This is a genomic window from Moraxella canis, assembly GCF_002014965.1.
Taxonomy (GTDB): Bacteria; Pseudomonadota; Gammaproteobacteria; order Pseudomonadales; family Moraxellaceae; genus Moraxella; species Moraxella canis.
Genome location: NZ_MUXT01000001.1, coordinates 290,061 through 312,948 on the forward strand (window position 1 = coordinate 290,061; position 22,888 = coordinate 312,948).

Consider the following 22,888-nt stretch of genomic DNA (forward strand, 5'->3'; position numbering starts at 1 on the left):
CTCACAACAATGATGACACATATTTCAAAGGAAGAAATTACACGCTTATTTGATCTGCCTTTGATGGATCTGCTGATGCAGGCGCAAACGGTGCACCGCGAGCATTTCAATGCCAACGAAGTGCAAATCAGTACGCTATTATCCATCAAAACAGGCAATTGTCCCGAAGACTGCGGCTACTGCTCTCAATCAGGTCATTATCGAGACAAAACAGGTCTGAGTGCCGAAAAACGCTTGGAAATTCAAAAAGTACTGGCTGCTGCTCGCCGAGCCAAATCGCAAGGGTCATCGCGCTTTTGTATGGGGGCTGCTTGGAAGCATCCTAGCGACAAAGACATGCCTTATTTGGTCGACTTGATCAGCGAAGTCAAGGCAATGGGTCTTGAAACTTGTATGACTTTGGGCATGCTAAAGCCTGAGCAAGCCAAGACTTTGGCGGATGCTGGGCTTGACTATTATAATCATAATCTTGACACCTCGCGCAGCTATTATGACACGGTGACCAGTACGCGCACTTATGATGAGCGATTACAGACCATCGCCCATGTGCGCGACGCTGGGATCAATGTCTGTTCAGGCAGCATCGTCGGCATGGGCGAGAGCCGCAAAGATCGCATCGACTGGGTGTATGAGCTGACCCAAATGCCCATTCCGCCGCAGTCCATTCCGGTTAATTTGCTTGTACCGATTGCTGGCACGCCGCTTGGTGATAAAGTGATTGCTGAAGGTCGCTTATCGGTGATTGAGTGGATTCGCACTATCGCAGTGACACGCATTTGTTGCCCAACAAGCTATGTCAGACTATCAGCTGGACGCGAAAGCTTGAGTGACGCAGAGCAGGCTTTGGCATTCATGGCAGGCGCCAACTCTTTCTTTTATGGTGATAAGCTTTTGACCACTGGCAATCAATCAACCTCACATGACGACCGACTGATGGCTGAACTTGGTCTTACGCCTGCCAAGCCCACACCAAAGCCCAAAATCATCGATGCCATGAGCGGCGCGGCGGTTAATACTGATTTGCCAGCAGAGTGTCCGCTATCAGCATAAGCGATATACAGAATGTAGGCAATATGGCAGGATGCCAGTGATGTTTGACTGATTGGACTGACAAGATCAGTCAAATCATCACATAAAGTTTCATTTTAATCACACAAGGACGTTATATGACCAAGCATTTTTATACTCCCAAATGTCGCTCTGTCGCTACCAAGCTTCGCCCCTTATCTGTCGCACTTGCTCTGCTAGGGATTAGCACGATCGCATGGGCGCAAGAGTTTAGCCAAACCCTGTTTTTTGGCGACAGCCTGACCGATTCAGGCAGATTGGCACAAATTGGCAAAAACAGCTTGGCAGCGCCCCTGTTTCAAGATGCCCAAGCTGCTTTCACCACCAATCCTGATCCCACTTGGGCAGCAGTGCTCGCCGATGCCTATGGACACAAAGCCGATCCCAATGATGGCAAGACGCTTACAGGTACCAATTATGCTGTCGGCGGTGCCAGAACGGCGACAGAAGTTGATCGGCTGGTTTTTAAGATTCCCTCTACCCAAACTCAAATTAAGAACTACTTAGCGCTTACCAATAACCAAGCCGATCCTAGCGCGCTTTATACTGTGTGGACAGGGGCAAATGATCTGTTTGCAGCGACAGAAGCACTCAACCCAGAACAAGCCCTTGGCATCATCACCACTGCTGCTGCCCATCAAGCCGCCTTGGTTAAGCAGCTTGGGCAAGCAGGCGCAAAGTATGTCTTGGTGCCTAATATTCCTGATGTTGGTCTAACACCTGGATTTGTCAACGATCCTGCCAAATCCAGTAGCGCTACTTTGGCTGCTAACATATACAACCAGACTCTATATCAAGCATTGAATGATCAATCGGTTAATGTCATTGCGGCGAATACCTTTGGGCTGCTTCAAGAAGCCACCCAAAACCCTACGGCTTTTGGATTTAAGAATGTAACCGAGCCTGCCTGCCAAAACCTAAATTCCAACCTGTCCTCGTTAGGCTGTAAAGTAAGCGATTGGCAAGCCACTGCCGCCGACGCCAATGAAACCTATGCCTTTGCTGATGGTATCCATCCGTCAGGTCGCACCCATCGTATTTTGGCTCAGTATTATCGCTCTTTGATTGATAGTCCAGTCCAAATGGGACAATTGCTTAAGCTCATCATCCAACAAGGCAACCAAAACACCCAGCAGCTGTCACGCCGCTTAAATGGCTTAAGCAGTGACCAGTCATCTGTATGGATTGACGGCGCTATCAGCAATCATCAGCTTGATGAGCAAAATAAATCGGATCAGCCCAATGTCATGCTTGGCTTTGATATCGCCAATCAACAGCGGCATTCAGGGGCATATTTGACTTATCAAAAGCAAGATCATACGATTAGCGATACTATCAATACCGATGTCAAACAAGTGGGTGTTGGTCTGTACCACCGTCATGACTTGGATCGTCTGCGCATTACTGGCAATGTCGGACTTGATCGCTTAATTGTAGACAGTGATCGGCGCATCGCTTGGGATGGCGAAAGCCGCAATCATCAAGCTCAAACCACAGGTAAGCGGATTTATGCAGGACTACAAGGCAGCTATGATTTTATCCAAGGCAATGTCACCTATCGCCCTTATCTTGGCATCCGTGCCCAAGAAGTTAAGCTCAATACGCTGATTGAAAATCAGCCTACGCTGTCAACTGCCCTAAGCTATGAGCTACCCAAGCAGCAATCCTTCCAAGGCGACATCGGTATCACGGTGGACTATGCGATGAATGACAAGGTCAGCGTTTTGGCGGGATTGGGCTATCAGCACGAATTCAAGGATGGTGATAAAACTGTACATTCAACCATCTTATCCAATCAAAGTTATCATCAGAGCTATGCCATGCCTGTGTCATTTGATCAACAAAATAGCACACACGCCCATCTGGGTGCGACGGTCAAACTTGGCAAAACCAACTTAACTGCTGGCATCAATGCCACGCATCAAGATAGCGATACCAATGTCGGTGGCTTCGTGGGTGCACAGATGGCATTTTAAGCTTCATATTTTCACAAAAAGACGATATTTCATATGTCGTCTTTTTTTATCATGGGAGGTTTGGTGGTAAAATAAGCTCATCAAACATCTAACAAGGTAGCACCATGTTTTTATACATCAAAGCTTTTCATATCATTTCGATGGTCTGCTGGTTTGCAGGGATTTTTTATTTGCCAAGGCTGTTTGTGTATCATGCCATGAGTACCGATACCCCAAGCCTTGAGCGATTTGCCATCATGGAACGTAAGCTGTATCGCGGCATCATGACGCCTTCGATGATCGCCACATGGTGCTTTGGGCTTTGGATGATTAGCCTTGCGCCCAGCGTGTATTTGTCCCAAGGCTGGCTACACGCCAAGCTGTTATTGGTGGTTTTATTAAGCATTTATCATCTGATATGTGGCAAATTTCGCCTAAAACTGATCGAAAATCCACACTATAAAAGCCATGTGTATTGGCGCTGGTTTAATGAAATTCCTGTGATTATTTTACTGATCGTGGTGATTTTGGCGGTCGTCAAGCCCTTTTGATGTGCACCTTTAAAGTAAAATCACTCTGTCAAATCAAGCTCATCCCAACCAAATGCGCTCATCACTTGACCAAACGCATCATCCAATGGCGCTGTCACGCAGATCGATTCGCCTGTCAAGGGATGCCGAAAGGTTAATTGATGCGCGTGTAACAGCAGTCTTTTGGTGCCGATGTGTGCCGTAAACGCTCGGTTTTGCACCTTATCGCCATAGGTCGTATCCCCGATGATCGGATGAAAAACATGTTTCATATGCCGGCGCAGCTGATGCATCCGTCCTGTGATGGGAGTGAGCCGAACCAAAGAATAACGAGATGTCTCAAACCGCCGACAAGAGACAAAGGGCTGCTCGGTGGTCGCAAGATTTTGATAATCAGTGATGGCAGACTCAAGCACTTTGTCAGGGCTGGTGAATTTATCGGCGATCTTATCAAGTCGTGGCTTATACGCATAATCAATCCGTCCGCTGCCGATGATACCGCGCACAACCGCTAAATAGACTTTTTGGACATGATGATGCTCAAACTGCTCTGTCAATGATCGCGCCATTTCACTATCTAGCGCAAAAACCAAAACGCCTGAGGTCGGTCTGTCAAGCCGATGTACAGGATACACATGCTGATTGATCTGATCGCGCAAGGTTTGCATCACAAATGTGGTTTCATGCTTATCCAGCCAAGAGCGATGCACCAGCATACCAGCAGGCTTATTAATGACAATGATGCGCTCATCTTGATAAAGAATCGGTAGGGTCACAGGTCAAATCCTGGATAAAATTTTGGCAAATATACCAACTTGACCAAAAAAAGTCTAGCAATCTTGGTCAAGATTTTATAAGACGGCTCAGTCGTTTTTAGTGGATCACAGCTTGGCTAAGCTTTACCCATTTTTTGTCAAATATGCTATAGTAATTGGCATTAAGGGGCTATTAACTGTTTCTTGAAATCTAACTAAATCTATCTTATAATATCCAAATGAATAGATTAATTAGTATCAACGAAGCTTCCAAACAACTTGGCGTGTCCATCTCAACATTACGCAGATGGGACGAAAGTGGTGTACTTGTTGCTGAAAGAACACCTAAAGGACACAGACGTTACGATATTAGTAAAATCAACCCAAACCTACTGCATGGCATAGGCAACAAAGACCGAAAAACCATTGCCTATGCACGAGTATCAAGCCATGACCAAAAGGACGATTTAGAGCGTCAAATCCAAGTTTTAGAAATCTACTGTACCAAACAAGGCTGGACTTATGAGATCATCAATGATTTAGGTTCTGGCATGAACTACCATAAAAAAGGACTTAAACAACTGCTTGACGGCATATTAAACAATGAAATCGGCAGATTGGTTTTAACCCATAAAGACCGCCTATTACGCTTTGGTGCAGAACTTGTCTTTGCTATCTGTGAAGCAAGAAACGTTGAAGTTATCATCATCAACCAAGGCGAAAACCTATCCTTTGAAGAAGAGCTTGCTCAAGATGTGCTAGAAATCATTACGGTATTTTCAGCAAGACTATATGGCTCACGAAGTCAAAAGAATAAAAAACTGCTTGAAGCCGTTAAGGTAGCATTGGAATGACGGTTATTCGTGGACACATCATTCGACTTGACCCAACCAATAAACAAGCCACACATTTTAGCAAAGCCTGCGGTGTCGCACGTCTCGCCTATAATTGGGCGTTGGCAGAATGGAAAAACCAATACGAACAAGACAAAAACTACCGTGATGACTGTCAAGCAAAAGGCATAACCCTTGACGAAAACCGACTTAACAAACCATCACAAGGCAAACTAAGAAAACAGCTTAACGCCATAAAACGTGAAAAATACCCATTCATGCTAGAAGTAACCAAGTGCAGTCCACAACTTGCTATTATGCAACTAGGCGATGCCTTTAAACGCTTTTTTAAAGGGGAAAGCAAATATCCCCAATTTCGCAAAAAAGGCGTCAATGACCGTTTTAGCCTATCCAATGACCAATTTAAACTCAAAACCATCAATAACAAACCACACATTCAAATCCCAAATTTAGGTTTGATAAGAATGCGTGAAAACTTGCGCCATCAAGGGAAAATTTTATCCGCCAAAGTCTTTAAACAAGGCGAAAACTGGTTTGTATCAGTTGCCGTTGAACTTGATGAAATTAACAAACCATTAAACAAAACAGGCGAACACGTTGGCATAGACTTAGGCATAAGTGATTTAGCCGTATTATCAGACGGCACAAAAGCACAAGCTCCTAAGCCATTAAAAACCAAACTCAAACAATTAAAACGACTAAGCAAACAGCTCAGCCGAAAACAAAAAGGCTCTAAAAATCGTGAAAAAGCGAAAACCAAGCTATCACGATTGCATTACAAAATCAGTTGTATCAGAAAAGACTTTACTCATAAGCTCACAACCCAACTTGTCAAAAGTTATGACGTGATTTGCATTGAAAACCTTAACGTTAAAGGTATGGTTAAAAACCGTCAATTAAGCCGAGCCATTAGCGATTTAGGGTTTTATGAGTTTAAGCGACAGCTGATTTATAAAGCCAACCAATGGGGCAAGACCATCAAAGCATTGAACAGATTTTATCCAAGCTCTAAAACTTGTTCAAATTGCGGTTTTATGATGGCAAAAGAAAACTTGACACTTGCGGTTAGACATTGGATTTGTCCTAGTTGTCATGCCAATCATGACCGTGATATTAATGCAAGTATCAATATTTTAAATCAGGCAGATAAGGTTTTAACTTTATCTTAATATTAATCTTTGGTGGGTAAGTTCTATCCCCAATTAAAAACGCCTATGGAGTTGATATAAGTCCAAGTTCAAACGAATAAGGCAAGCAACGTTGAAGTAGGAATTAAACGCTAAATTTGCCTTTGGGTAGATTTAGGTAAGTTTTAAGGAACGGAATGCTATGATTTATGATATTATTGGGGACATACACGGACAAGCAGACAAGCTGATTGGGCTGCTTGAGCAGCTTGGCTATCGGCATGATGGGCAATGCTATCAGCCGCCGAGCGATCATCAAGCGATTTTTATTGGTGATTATATTGATCGCGGCGCTCGTCAGCTAGACACCTTGCAAATCATCTTTGATATGCTAGATCACGGTGCTGCACTCGCTGTGATGGGCAATCATGAATATAACGCCATCGGCTATGCCACACCGCATCCTGACGGCGGTTATTGTCGCCCTCACACCAACCGAAATACCAAGCAGCATCAAGCATTTTTGGATGAAGCGCCGATCGGTTCTGACAGCTATTATTATTGGCTGTCTCGCCTTTATGAGCTGCCGTTGTGGCTTGAGCTGCCTGATCTGAACATCGTACACGCCTGCTGGGACGCCAAGGCACAAGCAGCACTTGCATCCTATCTCACCCCAGATCATCGCATCACCCAGCGCGGTATCATCGCAACCTCCATCGGTGACTCCACCGAATTTTACGCGCTTGAAAGACTCCTAAAAGGCATCGAAAGCCCCTTACCTGCAGGCGTGGTGCTCGTGGATGGGCATGACATCGTGCGCAAGCGTACTCGTGTCAAATGGTGGCAAAAAGATTGGCAAAATCGCCCACTGTCTGAGATCGCGCAGCTTGGCACCAGAGCGACGATGAATTTGCCCAGCGACTCAGACATCAAGCCTTTGCCGATGGATTTTGAGCTGACCACCCATAAGCCGATTTTTATTGGTCATTATTGGCTCAATGGCACGCCAAGCATCTTATCACAGCAAGTGGTTTGTACTGATTATTCCGCAGGCATGAATGGCTATCTGACCGCTTATCAGTTTGACACCCAAAACCCCAAGCTGTCGGATGAGCATTTTGTGCAGTATATTCACACCAAAGATACGCCCAAAGAATAAACCCAAAAATTGCCATTTTTTAGCAAATGTGCTAATTTATTCGTTTACTCTTTTTAAGGAAAAATTATGTCTCACCCAACTCAGCCTGCGCCCATCACTTCACCTGCTGGCACCCCAAAAGTCGGTATCATCATGGGCTCTCAATCAGACTGGGCAACGATGTCTGAAGCGGCGCAGATTTTGGCAGATTTTGGCGTGGCGTTTGAGTGTGAAGTGGTGTCAGCGCACCGCACGCCTGATAAGCTATTTGATTATGCCAAAGCCGCCAAAGACAAAGGCTTGCAAATCATCATCGCAGGCGCTGGCGGCGCAGCACACTTGCCAGGGATGTGCGCCAGCCAAACCCCACTGCCTGTACTTGGCGTGCCTGTCAAATCCAGCACATTGAGCGGCTGGGACAGTTTATTATCCATCGTGCAGATGCCAAAAGGCGTGGCGGTTGGCACGCTTGCGATCGGCACCGCTGGCGCATTTAATGCTGGCTTACTTGCCCTGCAGATTTTGGCGCTGCACGACAGCCGCTTGGCACAGCTGCTTGATGAATTTCGCACCAAGCAAACCGATACCGTGCTTGCCAGTCCTACGCCTGGAATCATCAATCCCTGATGGATCGGTATTTGGCAAATTAACGCCCATTTTTTTATTAAAATATGCGATAATATCCGAAATTTTTTTTGTAGATTTTTCGGATATTTTTTATGAGTGATTCCATCAAAACCATCGGTATTCTTGGCGGCGGTCAGCTTGGGATGATGCTTGCTCAAGCTGCCCTAAAGCTCGGCTATCGCTGCGTCTTTTTAGAAGATGCTGACAATGCGCCAGCTGCTTTATATGGGCAAGTGTTTAAATACGATGAGCTTGATGATTTTATTGCTGTCAGCGATGTCTTTACTTTAGAATTTGAAAATACGCCTGTCAAGACAGCCAAATCACTGGCAAACCTTGAGCATAAAGGCGGCTTATTCCCGCCCACCAATGCTTTGGAAGTCGCCCAAAACCGATTGGCAGAAAAAGCCTTATTTAATGAGTTAAACATCAACACCGTACCATTTATGGCGGTAAAAAGCTTGGATGAGTTACACACTGCCGCCAAAACCCTTGGACTGCCTTTGGTCTTAAAGACCAGCCGTGGCGGCTATGACGGCAAAGGACAATTTGTCATAAAAACTATCGATGAAATCGGCGCAGCTTGGGATGAGCTTGGCGGCGCGGTCACTGGCGATGGCGGTCTGACTGATACACCTGCACCACTGATTGCCGAAGGATTTATTAACTTTAGCCGCGAAGTCTCGATCATCGCCGTACGCGCTCAAGATGGCGACATCAGCTATTATCCACTGGTTGAAAATCATCACACCAATGGCATCTTATCAAAAACCATCGCGCCTGCTGCCGATGTCGATCATCTGACCGAGCAAGCCCAATCCAACATCGGTAAAATTCTAAGCCATCTTGATTATGTGGGTGTGCTGACGCTTGAGCTATTTGTGACTGACTCAGGCTTAATCGCCAATGAGATTGCGCCGCGCGTGCATAACTCTGGTCACTGGAGCATTGAAGGCGCTCATTGCAGTCAATTTGAAAACCACATTCGCGCCGTCGTTGGCTTGCCGCTGGGCGACACCCAAGTGATCAAGCCATCGGTCATGCTAAATATCATTGGCACTTATCCAGATGCTCATTTGGTGCTGGCGCACTCTGGGGTGCATTTGCATCATTATCATAAAGATGAGCGCGCAGGACGCAAAATCGGGCACATCACGGTGATGACCGATGCACTTGATCAAACCGTCGCAAACATCGAGCAGCTGCTTTCATAGCACCCGCTTGTCTGTCATCCACTGCCGCACTGATTTACCATGAAAATACTCATTGATGCCGACGCCATTCCCAACATTGCCAAAGCGCTGATTGTCAAGACCGCCAATCGCACTCAGACGATGGCGGTATTTGTGGCAAATCGGATGACCAAACTGCCGCCGTCGCCGTTTTTATCGTCTGTGGTGGTCGGCACAGGGTTTGATGTGGCAGATGAGTATATCGTACAGGCGGCAGAGACTGGAGACTTGGTGATTACAAGCGATATTCCGCTTGCCAATGATGTCTTAAATAAAGGCGCCAAAGTCCTCACAGCGCGCGGAGAAGAATACACCCTTCAAAACATCAAGCCCAAATTAAATGCGCGTGATTTTATGGACACGCTGCGTGGAACGGGCGTGCTCGATCCTGCCCAAATGGGCGGTCAAAAGCCCTATGGCGATAAGGATAAAATCGCCTTTGCCAACGCCTTAAATCGCTTGGTCAAATAAGCAACTGCCGCCATGACCGCTCATTTAAGATGATTGAACCCAAACTTGCGCCTGCGATCTTGATCAGCACAACTACAGCAAGAAAAATCTTTAAAAATCATCCAAATCCGACGAGATATTTTATTAATTTTGGTGCATAATAAGACTATTTATGACAGCCAAAACTAATAAAGCATCCAAACCATTTCACACTTGGCTGTATGATATGTCATCAAACAACAACTAAAAATCGTTTTATGGGGATTGGCAGCGCGTCATGATCGAACAGTGGACCAAAGAGCTTGTCGTACAGCGTTTACTTGCGTTTATCTTATTAACGATACTTATCATACTGTGTCTACAGGTGGTGAAATTCTTTATCTCGCCTGCCATTTGGGCAGCGATCTTGGCATATGTCACCTTTCCTTTGTATCGATTTTTTCATCAAAAAGTCCGCCTAAGTCCCACCATCAGTGCCTTAATCATGACCGCTGTCATCTCTTTGATCATCGGTATTCCTTTGGTGGTTGGGGTGTTTTTTTTGCAGCAAGAAGTCATCAGCTTTTATAGCATCGCGGTCAGACGACTGCAAGCAGGCTATGTGGATTTGCCTGAGAGCATCAAAGATCTGCCTGTGATCGGTGAGCAAATCAAGAACATCCTATGGGAGATTAATAAAGACCCCGAAAGCTCCATGGCAGCGGTACGCCAGTGGGTGCAGTCGCATCTGTATTATGGCAAAATCGCTTTCGATGCCGCCCTAAAAAATCTCGCCAAGCTCGGTATGGCGCTGATGACGGTATTTTTCTTTTATCGTGATGGCTTAAGCCTGATCAGACAGATCCGCCAAGCGATGCGTAATATCATCGGTGATCGCATCGACGACTATATCAATGCGGTCGCCAGCACCACCCAAGCGGTCGTCTATGGCATCGGCTTGACGGCGCTGGCGCAAGCCCTGCTGGCTGGGATCGGCTATGCGGTGGCAGGTGCGCCAAACCCCATTTTACTGACCTTGATTACCTTTATCATTGCCATGATTCCCTTTGGCACGCCCTTTGCTTGGGGGGCGGTGGCGCTTTGGCTGATCTCTCAAGGGCAGATGACCGAAGGCATTGGGCTTGGACTTTGGGGGATGTTGGTGATCAGCTGGGTGGATAATTTGATTCGCCCCATCGTGATCAGCGGCGCCACAAAGATTCCTTTTATTATCATTTTTATTGGCGTGCTCGGCGGCTTGACCGCATTTGGCTTTGTCGGTCTGTTTATTGGTCCTGTGGTGTTGGCGATTGGATTGGCTGTGTGGCGAGAATGGATCAGTCAGCACAAAAATGAAATTTTTGCCAGTCGTCGCAGCGGCTTTGCGGTTGCCGATGGCAGAGCATTATTAGCCGATACCGACCCCGCCCCTGTACTCAATCACGACGCCATCATGGGTACAGACGATCATTGTACTAAGGTGAAATAATGCTGACTGTACTTGCTGATGAAAACATTGCCAATCTTGATGACTATTTGGCTCTTCATCCCATCAAGGTCATCAAAATGGCAGGACGCGCCATTAACCGTCAAAGCCTTGCCGATCATCGACCAGATGCGCTGTTTATCCGATCGGTCACTCAAGTAACTGCAGAAAATCTTGGTGACTTAAGAGACACCCCGCTTAAGTTTGTTGGCTCTGCCACCATCGGCACCGATCATGTGGATAGCACATATTTGGCTGAGCATCAAATCAGTTTTGCCAACGCCGCAGGATGTAGTAAGCATTCGGTTACCCAATATGTGGTCACCGCCATTTTAAATACCTACCTACAATTCAACCAAAAACCGATCAAGCTGGGCATCATCGGACTTGGGAATATCGGCAGCACATTGGCGCGCTATGCTGATCAGCTCGGCTGGCAAATCGTTGGATTTGATCCTTTTTTAAGGGCGTCAAAGATCAATAACGCAAGCTTTGAAGAAGTGCTGACCGCTGATGTCATCAGCATTCACACCCCCTTGACGCACTCAGGCGCACATCCAACATATCGGATGTTTAACGCGCAAACCTTTGAAAAATTACGCCCAAACACCCTGCTGATCAACAGCGCTCGCGGCGAGATTATCGAAGAAGAGGCATTGATCGACGCGATCAATCATAAAAATTTGCAAGTGGTTTTGGATGTCTTTCCTGATGAGCCGACGATCAGCGCGCCTTTGTTTAACGCCCTAAGCATCGCCACACCGCACATCGCAGGCTATACGCTTGAGGGTAAAATTCGTGGCACTGATATGATTTATCAAGCCTTTTGTCGTAAGTTTAATTTGCCGATCATCCAAAGATTTGACGCTTTATTGCCGCCCAATCCGTATCATCTCTCCAAACTTTTGAGTGATCAAACCTTAGAGAATCTGAGACAGTTTTATGACATTAATGCTGATTATCACGACCTAAGAGCAGTCAATCAAGCAGGCGTGTCAGGCGCTGATTTTGATGCTTTGCGTAAGCATTATCGCCTGCGCCGAGAGTGGATTTTTGACTGTGAATAATGTCTAGATATGCTGAGTGATGATACCATGAGCAGTGACTTTACCCCTACCTTAACGCTGGCGGACGCCAAAAAAAGAGCTAAGCTGTTACAAAAGATTCGTGCGTTTTTTGATGAGCGGGGCGTGATGGAGGTGACCACGCCGATTCTGTCGCACGCTGGCAATACCGATGTATATATCGAGTCGGTTCAGGCGCACTTTCACGCTCAAGGCGGAAAGGTCACAGGCTATCTGCACACTTCCCCTGAGTTTGCCATGAAACGGCTTCTGGCAAGCTATCAGGTGCCTATCTATCAGCTATGCCAAGTGTTTCGTGATCATGAAAAAGGCGCTCGGCATAACATCGAATTTACCATGCTTGAGTGGTATCGCCCGCATTTTAGCTTAGATGAGCTGGCGCAAGAGCTGGCAGCTTTATTGAGCACGGTTTATGACAGAGCCATTGAGCTTATTCATATGAGCTATGCTGAGGCATTTATAAAGCACGCAGGCGTGCATCCTTTTAGAAGCAGCATAGATGGGCTGCGCGCTTGTGCTTTGGCGCATGGGATTCACCTTGATATGGCAGACGATCAGCAAGGTTGGCTGGATTTATTATTCAGTCATTTGGTTGAGCCGCATCTGGGACTTGATGCGCCCACGCTGATTATAAATTATCCACCTGCCACAGCCGCCCTTGCCAAGATGACCACCGACGCTGATGGGCATCCGGTAGCCAGACGCTTTGAGCTGTATATTGATGGCATCGAGATCGCCAATGCCTATGATGAGCTTGCCAACAGCCAAGAGCTGCTAAAGCGTTTTAAAGCGGATAATGATGAGCGCAAGCGTTTGGGGCTGCCCATCATACCCATAGACACTCGCCTGCTTGATGCCTGTGATGCGCTGCCTGAGTGCTCTGGTATCGCACTTGGGGTAGATCGGTTATTTATGGTGCTCAGCGGTCATCACAGCATCAGCCAAGCCATCGCCATCACCACAGACCAAGCCTAATTTATCAAAGTTAGTTTTTGGCGGTTTTAAGTAAACGATTTGCCCAATGAATCAGCGGCAGATCCACCATTTTACCATCAATGGCAAAGACCGTATCACCTGTTTCTTGATGTTTTTGATAAATCGCTTGGGCAAATGCGAGCTCATCTTCGTCCATCTTAAGCACTTGGCGTACGGTCGTGATTTGTTTGGGGTGTATCAAAAGCTGCCCCCCAAAGCCAAAGTCGCTCCAATGACGCACGCACGCCCTTAAGCCTGCCTCATTATCAAACTCAGCAAAAATCGTCTCAATGGGCGAATTCAAGCCGTTTGCCACAGAATGGATCAATAAATCAGCGCGAATTTTATCAAAAATCAGCTCCGATGCTTGCGAGTCTAGTCGCACGCCCAGCTCATGCATCAGATCCAGCCTACCAAAGCTCATCGCCCACAAGCCTTTAGATGTAGCGATATTGGCGATATTGGCTACCCCCACTGCTGTCTCGATCATGGCGATCACAGGCGTGTTGATTTGATGATGCAGGCTTTCGACCTGCAGAGCGTTTTGGCATTTGGGTAGTAGCACGCCTGCCAAATTGTTTAGCTGTTTGATGCAGGCGATATCCAAGTGATACTCTGCAGTATGACTGGCATTGATCCGTAGCCAATAGCTGTGCTGAGCGGTAGCATCAAACGCCATCAAAGCGGTGCGCACATCCTGCTTTTGGTCATCAGCCACCGCATCTTCTAGATCGATGATGATCTTATCTGCCCCAGAATCGCGCGCCTTTGGCACTCTGTCAAGTCGTGTTGCAGGCACAAATAAAAACAGTGTTTTTTGCATCGTTTACCATCCTTAGTTTTTTTCACTATAGCACCAATTTTCTGTCCGCTCAAGACAAAAAAAGACCTGCAAAACAGGTCTTGATTTTAAGATCTAAACTTAGCCCTCAAAAAACACACGCTCAACCTTACCGACCAGCGTCTCACCCATAAACGGTGTATTTTTGCCTGCTGATAGCATGGTGTCCTTGGTCACCGTCCAAGTCGCTTTTGGATCGATAAGCACCGCACCGCCGATGGCTTGATAGTCCTTGATGCCGGCGATTTTGGCAGGATTTAGGCATATTTTTTCAACCAATTCTTCTGGCGTCAAAACACCGTCCGCCACCAGTTTCACCCCAAGCGACACAAAGGTATCAAAATTACTAATCCCTGGCGCACTCTCGGCAAATGGCGCCTGCTTAGCGCTCGATGACAGTGGCTCATGATGGCTACAGATGGCATCGATGGTGCCATCTTTTAGACCTGCGATGAGTGCTTTTTGGTCGGTGTTAGAGCGTAAAGGTGGTAGCACATAGACATTGGCATCATAGCCTTCGATATCATCATCGGTCAGATGCAGCTGATGCATCGCCACATCACAGGTGACTGGCAAGCCTTTTTGCTTGGCATGGCGAATCAGCTCTACCGAAGTGCGGCAAGTGATCTGGCTAAAATGCACGCTGATGCCTGTCTCTTCAGCCATCAAAATCTGCTTAGACAGCGCAATGGTCTCAGCCAGCCAAGGAATACCCTGCAAGCCATGAAAGGACGCAATGTAGCCTTCATGCGCCACGCCGCCTTTTGATAGGCTTGGCTCGTCAGGATAAAAAAACACTTTTAGCCCAAAGGTCGCCGCATACTCCAAGCAGCGCAGCAGCACCAAATCATTCTCAAAGCCTGCGCCTGCATTCGTCACTGCGATCGCATTACCCTGCTTAAGTCCTGCCAAGTTCGCAGGCTGCTTACCTTCCAGACCCTGAGTCAATGCCCCCAATACATGCAAATGAATACCGCCATCCGCCCACGCCTTCTCACGCAGACCCTTTAAGAGCGAGCCGTTTTCGAGCACAGGATCGGTGTCTGGTGGCAGCACGACATGCAGGATACCATTTTGGCGCGCCGCTCGCCCTTCGCTTGCTAGCGTACCATGTGACTGATGCCCAGGCTCCCTTAGGCGCGCGCACAGATCCACGATGGGCGGTATCAGCCATTTATCCGCAGTGTCCGCCTCTGAGATGTGGGGCTGCTGCCAGTCTTGGGGAAGTAGGTTTTTCATAACAGTCTCTTTCTTTGCTTGATTTAGGATAAACTGGGTACGCATCAGTGCCTAATACACCTGCTGATGAAGTATTCGATAACCATCACAGCCTTGCTGCAGCCCATTATCACATGCGCGACCAAAGTAAATTTTAGCGGTTGCTTTATTTTGGCGCACGCCTTGACCTTGAGCATACATCACACCCAGATTAAATTGAGCCTGTGCAACCCCTTGATTGGCGGCTTTGGTGTACCATTCAACCGCTTTATGATCATCTTGGCGCACGCCTTGACCTTGAGCATACATCACACCCAGATTAAATTGAGCCTGTGCAACCCCTTGATTGGCGGCTTTGGTGAACCATTCAACCGCTTTATGATCGTCTTGGCGGACCCCTTGACCTTGGGCATACATCAGCCCCAGATTAGTTTGAGCCCCTGAGTGACCTTGATTGGCGGCTTTGGTGTACCACTCAACCGCTTTATGATAGTCTTGGCGCACGCCTCGACCTTGGGCATACATCCAACCCAAACTAGTTTGAGCATCTGCATACCCTTGATTGGCGGCTTTGGTATACCAATTAAACGCTTGATAATAATCTTGGCGGACACCTCGACCGTTCTCATACATTAGACCCAGATTATATTGAGCCTCTACAAGTCCTTGATTGGCGGCTTTGGTGTACCACTCAACCGCTTTTTGATCATCTTGGCGGACGCCTTGACCTTGGACATACATCACACCCAAATTATACTGAGCCTGAGCATACCCTTGATTGGCGGCTTTGGTGTACCATTCAACCGCTTTATGATCGTCTTGGCGGACGCCTTGACCTTCAGCATACAGCACACCCAGATTAGTTTGAGCATCTGCATGACCTTGATTGGCAGCTTTGGTGTACCACTCAATCGCTTTGTGATAATCTTGGCGCACGCCTTGACCTTCAGCATACAGCGCGCCTAGAACAGTTTGAGCCCATGCATACCCTTGATTGGCAGCTTTGGTGTACCATTCAGCGGCTTTTTGATAATCTTGCATATCATAATAATACTTTGCAAGCATCATCTGGGCTGCGACATCGCCTTGTGCGGCTTTTGACAGCTGTGCTGGATCTGCCGCCAGGGCACCGAGTGATAAAGCCGAGGCGGCTATCAAGAGGGTCAGTTTTTTTAGCATGATTATTTCTCCAATAGTGTATTAAATTTGATCAAATGACGGCTTAGCAGGCGTTATCGAGCTTGTCCTGCCATCGCCATCGCCATCACCGCCATACGCACCGCGATGCCGTTATTGACCTGCTTTAGGATGACCGACTGCTCACCATCTGCCACACTTGAGGCGATCTCCACACCGCGGTTCATCGGACCTGGGTGCATGACCAGAGCATTGGGCTTGGCAAGCTTAACACGAGCATCCGTAATGCCATACATCTTAAAATATTCACTGGTGGACGGTAGAAGTGGCGAGCCGATGCGCTCATTTTGGATACGCAGACCGATGATCACATCAGCATCCGCCAGACCCGCCTCCATCTGCTCGTAGACACTGACGCCATAGCGCTCGATCCCTTTGGGCAATAAGGTCTTGGGCGCGATCACACGAATGTCCTTGACCCCCAGCGTCTGCAGCGCCGAGATGTCCGAGCGCGCGACGCGGCTGTGCTTGATATCACCGATGATCGCCACCGACAGATCATCAAAGGATTTTTGCTGCTTTAGGCACGCCTCTTTATGAATGGTAAGCATATCAAGCATCGCCTGCGTGGGATGTGCATGCCAGCCATCGCCGGCATTGATGATGGCGACATTGGGCGTGACTTGAGTCGCCATAAAGTGTGCAGCGCCTGATGCACTGTGGCGCACCACAAACATATCCGCGCTCATCGCCTCCAGATTCCACAGCGTATCGCGCAGCGTTTCGCCTTTATTGGTGCTTGAACGAGCGATGTCGAGATTTAGCACATTGGCGCCCAAGCGTTTTTGGGCTGCCTCAAATGTGGTGCGTGTGCGCGTTGAATTTTCAAAAAACAAATTCATCACCGTCTTACCAGACAGCTCTGTGGTGTTAATCAGCCTGCCATCTTCATCAAAATATCCCATCGCCTTATCGATGATGCTCTCAAGCTGCCGTCTGCTCAGCCCCTCCACCCCAATAAAATGACGGATACCGCCATCATCAGCGAGCTGAGGCTGTGCGAGCTGAGCATTTAGGCGAGCTTGAATGGTGATCATGGCGGTTTTCCTTATCAATTATCTAAAAAGTTTCATTTAAAATTTGATACCCAGTGGCGAGGCAGAACCCCTGATATACACTTGATCAAATAAAAAAAATAAATTAAGCCATTTTAGCAAATTTCTAGGCTTGAAAACAACGATATTTTTCTTTGATCAATCCATTGAATCAATTTTTGATCGTTGGGCTATTTGTTAATTTTACTAACAATAAAATTATTTATTTTTATCACGCATCGCCTGACACAGCCCCCAAAAATCATGTTAAAATAGCACAAAATCACAGCGCGCTCTTAGCCTTTTGCTAAGCCATGCCGTCACTCAAGGATACATTTATGATAACTTTGACTCAATATTTACAATCACAGGCAAGCAGCGAACTTGCCAGTACTATCGATACCTTGGCAAAGAGCAGTATCGCCATCAGCGCACTGCTCGATAAAGGGGCACTGGCAGGCATTCATGGCGAAGCTGGCAATGAAAATGTGCAAGGCGAAGCCCAAAAAAAGCTCGATGTCATCTCTAATGATCTGCTGCTTGATGCACTCACCAAAAACCCGCACTGTGCAGGCGTCGCCTCCGAAGAGCTGGATGAGATCAGCCCTGCCAATGATCAAGGCACGCTGCTTGTCACTTTTGACCCTCTAGATGGCTCTAGTAATATTGATATCAATATGACTGTGGGCACGATTTTTTCTATTTTGCCACATCCGCGCGTGGGCAGCCAAGCCACCGAAGCTGATTTTTTACAACCAGGCGTTCAACAAGTAGCGGCAGGCTATTTTATTTATGGCACCAGCACCATGCTTGCGATGACGCTGGGTCAAGGCGTCGTGATGTTCAGCTTTGATCCAACCAGTCAAGAGTATTTACTGATTAATGATCAAGTCACCATCAGCCAGACGGCTGCCGAATATGCCATCAATGCGTCGAATTATCGCTACTGGCTTGATCCGATCAAAGAATACATTGATGGCTTGGTCGCAGGTGATCTGGGCGTGCGTAATAAAGATTATAATATGCGCTGGGTGGCGGCGATGATTGCTGATGTGCATCGGATTTTGATTCGTGGCGGCGTATTTATGTACCCATTTGACACCAAAATCGCAGGTAAGGCAGGTAAGCTGCGCTTGATGTATGAAGCCAATCCGATGAGCTTTATCATTGAGCAAGCTGGCGGCGCCAGTACAGATGGCGTTGAGCGTATCATGGAGATTAAGCCTAGCCATATCCATCAGCGCATCCCTGTGGTGCTTGGCGCCAAAGAAGAAGTCGACTATGTCAAAGATCTGCACGCCAAGGCAGGCATTTTGGCGAATGGCGATCCAGCATAACCCATCCAAAAAGTCGCCATCATGGCGGCTTTTTATTCACTGAAGGCTGTCGCTGCTTTGATGTTATTAATGTTGGCGTTTTATGGTGCCATGACGCCCCTAACTTTTGAGTCAAATTTATCATACCATGATCATCACCTCCCCCACTAATCCCACTGTCCGCCACGCCCAAGCCTTACTCACGCAGCACCGCGCCCGCAAAAAAAGCGGGCAGACGGTCATCGAAGGCGTGCATTTGCTAGATGCTTATGTTAAGCAAGGGCTCACGGTTAGTAAGCTTTTGGTTAGCCAAAGTGCCGCAAGCCACCACGAAGTCTTGCCTTTACTGAATCATGCCGAGCATAAGGACATTATTGTCATTGCCGATACTCTCTACAAACAAATTCGCACCCTAGGCGATGGCATCGATATGATGGCGATTGTTGATATTCCTGATCGTGATTTGGTCAATATTCAGGCAGATTGCTTGATTTTGGATGGGCTACAAGATACTGGTAATATCGGTACGCTGCTGCGCACCGCTTCTGCTGTCGGCATCCAATCGGTAATCACCACGCCACACACCGCCCACCTTTGGTCGCCCAAGGTGCTGCGGGCAGGCATGGGCGCTCATTTTTCTTTATCGATTTATGAGCACATCACTGCCGATGAAATCTTACAAAAAGTGCAAACGCCCTTTTATGCCACCAGCTCTCACACCGACACGGTCATTTATGATCATGATTTGACTCAGCCCATCGCCTGGGTACTTGGGCACGAAGGTCAGGGCGTGAGCGATGACTTTTTAAAACAGGCAACGCCGATCGCCCTGCCACAGCCCGGCGGACAAGAAAGCCTAAATGTCAGTATCGCAGGATCCGTATGCTTTTATGAAATGCTGCGCCAGCGGAGATACTCAAGATGAGTGTTGTCAAGCAGTGGCAGTTTTGGGTTCTTATTCTCTTTATGATTGGGGTTTTTGTGATTGCCAGCAGTACCAAAATTTTGGTGCAAAAATACACTTGGCAAGGTGCGCCCAGCTCGGCGACTAAGACTTTATCCGCTGCGATCATCACTGATTTGCACAGCTGTTTTTATGGTGATCATCAGCGTGAGATCATGGATATCTTAAGAGCACAAAAGCCTGATATCATTCTTTTGGGCGGGGATATTTATGACGATGATTTGGCGAACACCCACGCCGACATCCTACTGTCACAGCTTGGATCGGTCAGTCGCCATATTTATTATGTCAATGGCAATCATGAGCTGTATATGCCAAGCTTGGAGTACCAAACCGTCCTCGATAAAATCCAAAGCTATGGCATTCAAATTCTCCACGGAACAGGCGTTCAGCGATTAAACGATTCGCCAATCTCGGTCTGGGGTGTGGCTGATCCAGTCAGTGGCGAGTTTGACACTCAGCTAAACACTGTCGGCACGCTTGCCAATCCAGATCATATTAATATTTTGCTCAGTCATCGCCCTGAGCGTGTGAGCGACTATGTCCAATATCCCTTTGACATCGTGGTCAGCGGTCATGCCCATGGCGGTCAATGGCGATTGCCACCTTTGATGAATGGGCTGTTTGCGCCCAATCAAGGGTTATTTCCAGCCTATGCTGGCGGTCAATATCAACTTGATAATACAGACCCCAATAGATCAAGTGAGCTCATTGTCAGTCGTGGCTTAGCAAAAGAATCAACCCGATTTGTCCCACGCATTTTTAATCGTCCAGAAATTGTATTTTTGGACATTCATTATTGATATTTTATACCCTTGAATCGCCAAACCAATTACAACACCTTTTGATAATAAACCTCATAAGGTGTTCGCCAGTTTAAACATTTTCTTGGTCGTAGATTAAGCCTAGCGACCTTTGTTTGTGTGTATTGATTATCCCATTGTTCAATGCCTTGTTACTTTGGAAAATATCCCCGAAGCAAACCACTGGTGTTTTCGTTACTTCTTCTTTGCCAAGGCTGGCTTGGTGGTGGAAAGTAAAAGTTTGCTTTTAGACTATACCGATCACCTATTTTCAAACACCCCCCTAAGAGGGCTTTATTAAAAAACTGTCGTTCTTTTTGGCAGGGCTTAGATAGTTATTAAAGCTGTGGGGTCTGATTTGACTGTAATAGCCAAGGAGATAACGTGCCAAATCTGTGTTTGCTTCATGAATGTTCTCATAGCCAAGTTTTGGCACCCATTCGGTTTTAAAACTTCGAAACAATCGTTCTGTTGGTGCGTTATCCCAGTAGTTGCCTTTTGTACTCATACTGTGTGTCATATTGCATTTAACAATAGCATCGGCAAATGCAGGACTGGTGTAGAAATCTTTGATCTGAATCAAATAACACACCTGTTGGCTTAAGGCATACGGTATACGCCACGGTTAATACTAAAGTCGTTCAAGCTCTCGTTATTCTGGTGTTAGGGCATGACCTGTGGGTAGTGGCTTGCCTTGAAGTTTAAGACGATAACGCTTAAGCCAGTTTTCTAAAGTAGATTGACCGATATCATATTGCTTAGCAACATTAACAACACGCTGATTTTGTTCTTCAATGAGTTTTACCATTTCTAATTTAAATTCGCTACTGTACTGCTTACGCTGTTTTGTCATGAGAGATTACTCCTAATTTGGGATAGTATAACCTCTTATGGGGTGTCTGAGATGTTGTATTGGTGCATTACTGGCGATGTCAATATAGGCTTGAGATGTCCTTTTAGACGATATTTTGCGGTATCTGATACAATCAAATCAAAATAAATTGCAAACATTATGTGTGTTAGTTCAGTCCAAACCCAATCTAACAACTCTTATTTTAAAAAATTCATCCATATAGGATAAAGGTGTCTAAACTCAACTTAGATGCACTCTGTCGCTATCAGAAATGGCAAGCCAAGGTGGCTTGTTGATGCGTTGATCAACCAATCAAAATGAGTACACAATCTTAAAAATCGAGTAGCTGAAGCAACCAAAGGTGCTGTCATCAAATATGCCATGAATCATCCAGTGTATAGACAAGTCAGAGCGCCCAATGAACTATGCAAATTCGGTGTATTCTTGAGAAACCAAAGTCGTAACGGGTGGCATTATTCTCACAGAATCACAAGTCATTGCCCCTAAAAGCAAAAAGAAGATGATATTGCCTGCGGTGACATTGAAACGGCTCATCTTAGCCATCTTGACTCCCAAGATGCCTTTTATGTAGGTAATGTAAAAGGCGTAAGACGTATTTACCAATAGATTTTTGTGGATGCTTATAGCAAAGCAGCTCTTGCAAGTGATACACCACCAAAACGCCGATTACAAGTTATCTCTTGCGATTAATGATATTGAGCATACAAAGACAAAGCTTGCTCACCTCAAACTCATGGTATCTATGAGCGGTTTTATAAAATAATATTGCAGGAGCTTTATCAAGTGAGATATAGGAAAAATCTGTATAGTTTGCTTGACCAGTTGCAGTTTGATCTAGATATTTGGTTAATCTTCCACAATAATGAGCGGACTCACCTACCTTTTTTATAGGTAACCAGATGAAGTCTGGATTGGTACAAAATCAGCAAGATTAAATACTCTGGACAGTCGAAAATGAGTGCCATTCATGCCATTTTTATGTACATATTTTGAAAAAACAGGTAAAATTTTAATGGCACTCATTAAAGCAGTCGCTGCTTTTGGTGCTTGTTACGTTGGCTAAAGCAAAAAGGTTGGTTATGCGATTTGACTTATTACGGCGAGATCGTACCTTACGGCGACTGCTCATCACGTCATTTGTGATGTCAATTTTGGTATTTGTCGCCAAAGCTTATGAGGATCGGACGGATCCTGTACCTACTGGATATTTGTACGACTTGTCGAGTCGATATTATCATCCTGATAGTGATCCGACAGTGCTGCAAAAGCATCCAGAATTAAAACGCGCGCTCGAGGCGGCTTATGCCGATGGATTACTCACCAAGCCTGAGCTTAAGCGCATTGAACAGCTTGAGCGTGACGTAGATTGAGCATCTTAAG

23 protein-coding genes and 2 pseudogenes are annotated in these 22,888 nt (G+C 46.5%); 17 read left to right on the plus strand and 8 right to left on the minus strand.

All coding sequences use genetic code 11. The annotated features are described in order from the left end of the window. The first annotated feature begins 9 nt into the window (after positions 1-9). From bioB to hemJ, 3 genes are all read left to right on the plus strand, one after another. Complete coding sequence (gene bioB / locus B0180_RS01310; protein WP_078255316.1) at positions 10-1,050, plus strand: biotin synthase BioB; 1,041 nt, start codon at positions 10-12, stop codon at positions 1,048-1,050. A gap of 116 nt (positions 1,051-1,166) precedes the next feature. Continuing rightward, the gene (locus tag B0180_RS01315; RefSeq protein ID WP_078255317.1) at positions 1,167-3,044 is read left to right on the plus strand and encodes an autotransporter domain-containing protein; all 1,878 of its coding nucleotides are present in this window, start codon (positions 1,167-1,169) and stop codon (positions 3,042-3,044) included. Positions 3,045-3,148: 104 nt separating this feature from the next. Continuing rightward, positions 3,149-3,574: a protoporphyrinogen oxidase HemJ gene (gene hemJ / locus B0180_RS01320; RefSeq protein WP_078255318.1), complete on the plus strand. Its 426-nt coding sequence runs from the start codon at positions 3,149-3,151 to the stop codon at positions 3,572-3,574. Positions 3,575-3,594: 20 nt separating this feature from the next. Here hemJ and truC read toward each other — a convergent pair whose 3' ends face one another. Further along, a complete protein-coding gene (gene truC / locus B0180_RS01325; RefSeq protein ID WP_078255319.1) occupies positions 3,595-4,329 on the minus strand; it encodes a tRNA pseudouridine(65) synthase TruC in 735 nt (244 codons plus the stop codon). Between the two features lie 218 nt (positions 4,330-4,547). Here truC and B0180_RS01330 point away from each other — a divergent pair, with 218 nt between their 5' ends. The 9 genes from B0180_RS01330 to epmA all read left to right on the plus strand — a co-directional run bounded on the left by B0180_RS01330 (position 4,548) and on the right by epmA (position 13,261). Beyond that, a complete protein-coding gene (locus B0180_RS01330; protein WP_078255320.1) occupies positions 4,548-5,162 on the plus strand; it encodes an IS607 family transposase in 615 nt (204 codons plus the stop codon). After that, a complete protein-coding gene (locus tag B0180_RS01335) occupies positions 5,159-6,331 on the plus strand; it encodes an RNA-guided endonuclease InsQ/TnpB family protein (protein WP_078255321.1) in 1,173 nt (390 codons plus the stop codon). Before B0180_RS01330 ends, B0180_RS01335 begins: the two co-directional genes overlap by 4 nt. 160 nt (positions 6,332-6,491) lie before the next feature. After that, positions 6,492-7,448 (plus strand): metallophosphoesterase, encoded by a 957-nt coding sequence (locus B0180_RS01340; RefSeq protein ID WP_078255322.1) that lies wholly within the window; start codon positions 6,492-6,494, stop codon positions 7,446-7,448. A 66-nt stretch (positions 7,449-7,514) separates the two neighbouring features. Continuing rightward, positions 7,515-8,054 (plus strand): 5-(carboxyamino)imidazole ribonucleotide mutase, encoded by a 540-nt coding sequence (purE, locus tag B0180_RS01345; RefSeq protein WP_078255323.1) that lies wholly within the window; start codon positions 7,515-7,517, stop codon positions 8,052-8,054. 92 nt (positions 8,055-8,146) lie between these two features. Beyond that, entirely contained in the window at positions 8,147-9,268 is a 1,122-nt protein-coding gene (locus B0180_RS01350) for a 5-(carboxyamino)imidazole ribonucleotide synthase (RefSeq protein WP_078255324.1), read from the plus strand. A gap of 39 nt (positions 9,269-9,307) precedes the next feature. Further along, positions 9,308-9,757, plus strand: a complete 450-nt coding sequence (locus B0180_RS01355; protein WP_078255325.1) for a YaiI/YqxD family protein — start codon at positions 9,308-9,310, stop codon at positions 9,755-9,757. 256 nt (positions 9,758-10,013) lie between these two features. Next, positions 10,014-11,204, plus strand: coding sequence for an AI-2E family transporter (locus B0180_RS01360; RefSeq protein WP_078255326.1), 1,191 nt, complete (start codon positions 10,014-10,016; stop codon positions 11,202-11,204). Then, complete coding sequence (locus tag B0180_RS01365) at positions 11,204-12,268, plus strand: 4-phosphoerythronate dehydrogenase (RefSeq protein ID WP_078255327.1); 1,065 nt, start codon at positions 11,204-11,206, stop codon at positions 12,266-12,268. Before B0180_RS01360 ends, B0180_RS01365 begins: the two co-directional genes overlap by 1 nt. A 27-nt stretch (positions 12,269-12,295) precedes the next feature. Beyond that, positions 12,296-13,261: an EF-P lysine aminoacylase EpmA gene (gene epmA / locus B0180_RS01370; protein ID WP_078255446.1), complete on the plus strand. Its 966-nt coding sequence runs from the start codon at positions 12,296-12,298 to the stop codon at positions 13,259-13,261. Between the two features lie 10 nt (positions 13,262-13,271). On the opposite strand, the gene B0180_RS01375 is transcribed toward epmA, so the two are convergent. The 4 genes from B0180_RS01375 to B0180_RS01390 form a co-directional block, all read right to left on the minus strand. Next, the gene (locus B0180_RS01375) at positions 13,272-14,084 is read right to left on the minus strand and encodes an HpcH/HpaI aldolase/citrate lyase family protein (protein WP_078255328.1); all 813 of its coding nucleotides are present in this window, start codon (positions 14,082-14,084) and stop codon (positions 13,272-13,274) included. Positions 14,085-14,183: 99 nt separating this feature from the next. Then, on the minus strand, positions 14,184-15,341 hold the full coding sequence (locus B0180_RS01380) for a dihydroorotase (RefSeq protein WP_078255329.1): 1,158 nt from the start codon (positions 15,339-15,341) through the stop codon (positions 14,184-14,186). 51 nt (positions 15,342-15,392) lie between these two features. After that, a complete protein-coding gene (locus tag B0180_RS10330) occupies positions 15,393-16,499 on the minus strand; it encodes an SEL1-like repeat protein (RefSeq protein WP_078255330.1) in 1,107 nt (368 codons plus the stop codon). A gap of 53 nt (positions 16,500-16,552) precedes the next feature. Then, positions 16,553-17,554 carry an aspartate carbamoyltransferase catalytic subunit gene (locus B0180_RS01390; RefSeq protein ID WP_049236561.1) on the minus strand — a complete coding sequence of 334 codons (1,002 nt, stop codon included), beginning with the start codon at positions 17,552-17,554 and terminating at the stop codon, positions 16,553-16,555. Between the two features lie 335 nt (positions 17,555-17,889). Here B0180_RS01390 and B0180_RS01395 point away from each other — a divergent pair, with 335 nt between their 5' ends. The 3 genes from B0180_RS01395 (at position 17,890) to B0180_RS01405 (ending at position 20,634) form a co-directional block, all read left to right on the plus strand. Then, positions 17,890-18,888 (plus strand): class 1 fructose-bisphosphatase, encoded by a 999-nt coding sequence (locus B0180_RS01395; RefSeq protein ID WP_078255331.1) that lies wholly within the window; start codon positions 17,890-17,892, stop codon positions 18,886-18,888. Positions 18,889-19,015: 127 nt separating this feature from the next. Beyond that, positions 19,016-19,792, plus strand: a complete 777-nt coding sequence (locus B0180_RS01400) for a TrmH family RNA methyltransferase (RefSeq protein ID WP_078255332.1) — start codon at positions 19,016-19,018, stop codon at positions 19,790-19,792. After that, positions 19,789-20,634 carry a metallophosphoesterase gene (locus tag B0180_RS01405; RefSeq protein WP_078255333.1) on the plus strand — a complete coding sequence of 282 codons (846 nt, stop codon included), beginning with the start codon at positions 19,789-19,791 and terminating at the stop codon, positions 20,632-20,634. Before B0180_RS01400 ends, B0180_RS01405 begins: the two co-directional genes overlap by 4 nt. 29 nt (positions 20,635-20,663) lie before the next feature. Here the strand turns inward: B0180_RS01405 and B0180_RS10220 are convergent. The 3 genes and pseudogenes from B0180_RS10220 to B0180_RS01415 form a co-directional block, all read right to left on the minus strand. Then, positions 20,664-20,888 (minus strand): annotated as a pseudogene (locus B0180_RS10220) (transposase); the annotation flags it as partial. A 29-nt stretch (positions 20,889-20,917) separates the two neighbouring features. Then, positions 20,918-21,142, minus strand: coding sequence for an integrase core domain-containing protein (locus B0180_RS01410; protein WP_167366900.1), 225 nt, complete (start codon positions 21,140-21,142; stop codon positions 20,918-20,920). 144 nt (positions 21,143-21,286) lie between these two features. Further along, a complete protein-coding gene (locus B0180_RS01415; RefSeq protein ID WP_078255335.1) occupies positions 21,287-21,487 on the minus strand; it encodes a transposase in 201 nt (66 codons plus the stop codon). A gap of 454 nt (positions 21,488-21,941) precedes the next feature. Here B0180_RS01415 and B0180_RS10365 point away from each other — a divergent pair. Together B0180_RS10365 and B0180_RS01425 are read left to right on the plus strand one after the other, a co-directional pair. Then, positions 21,942-22,384, plus strand: a pseudogene (locus B0180_RS10365) (transposase family protein); the annotation flags it as partial. A 203-nt stretch (positions 22,385-22,587) separates the two neighbouring features. Beyond that, entirely contained in the window at positions 22,588-22,878 is a 291-nt protein-coding gene (locus B0180_RS01425) for a hypothetical protein (protein WP_078255336.1), read from the plus strand. Positions 22,879-22,888 lie beyond the last annotated feature (10 nt).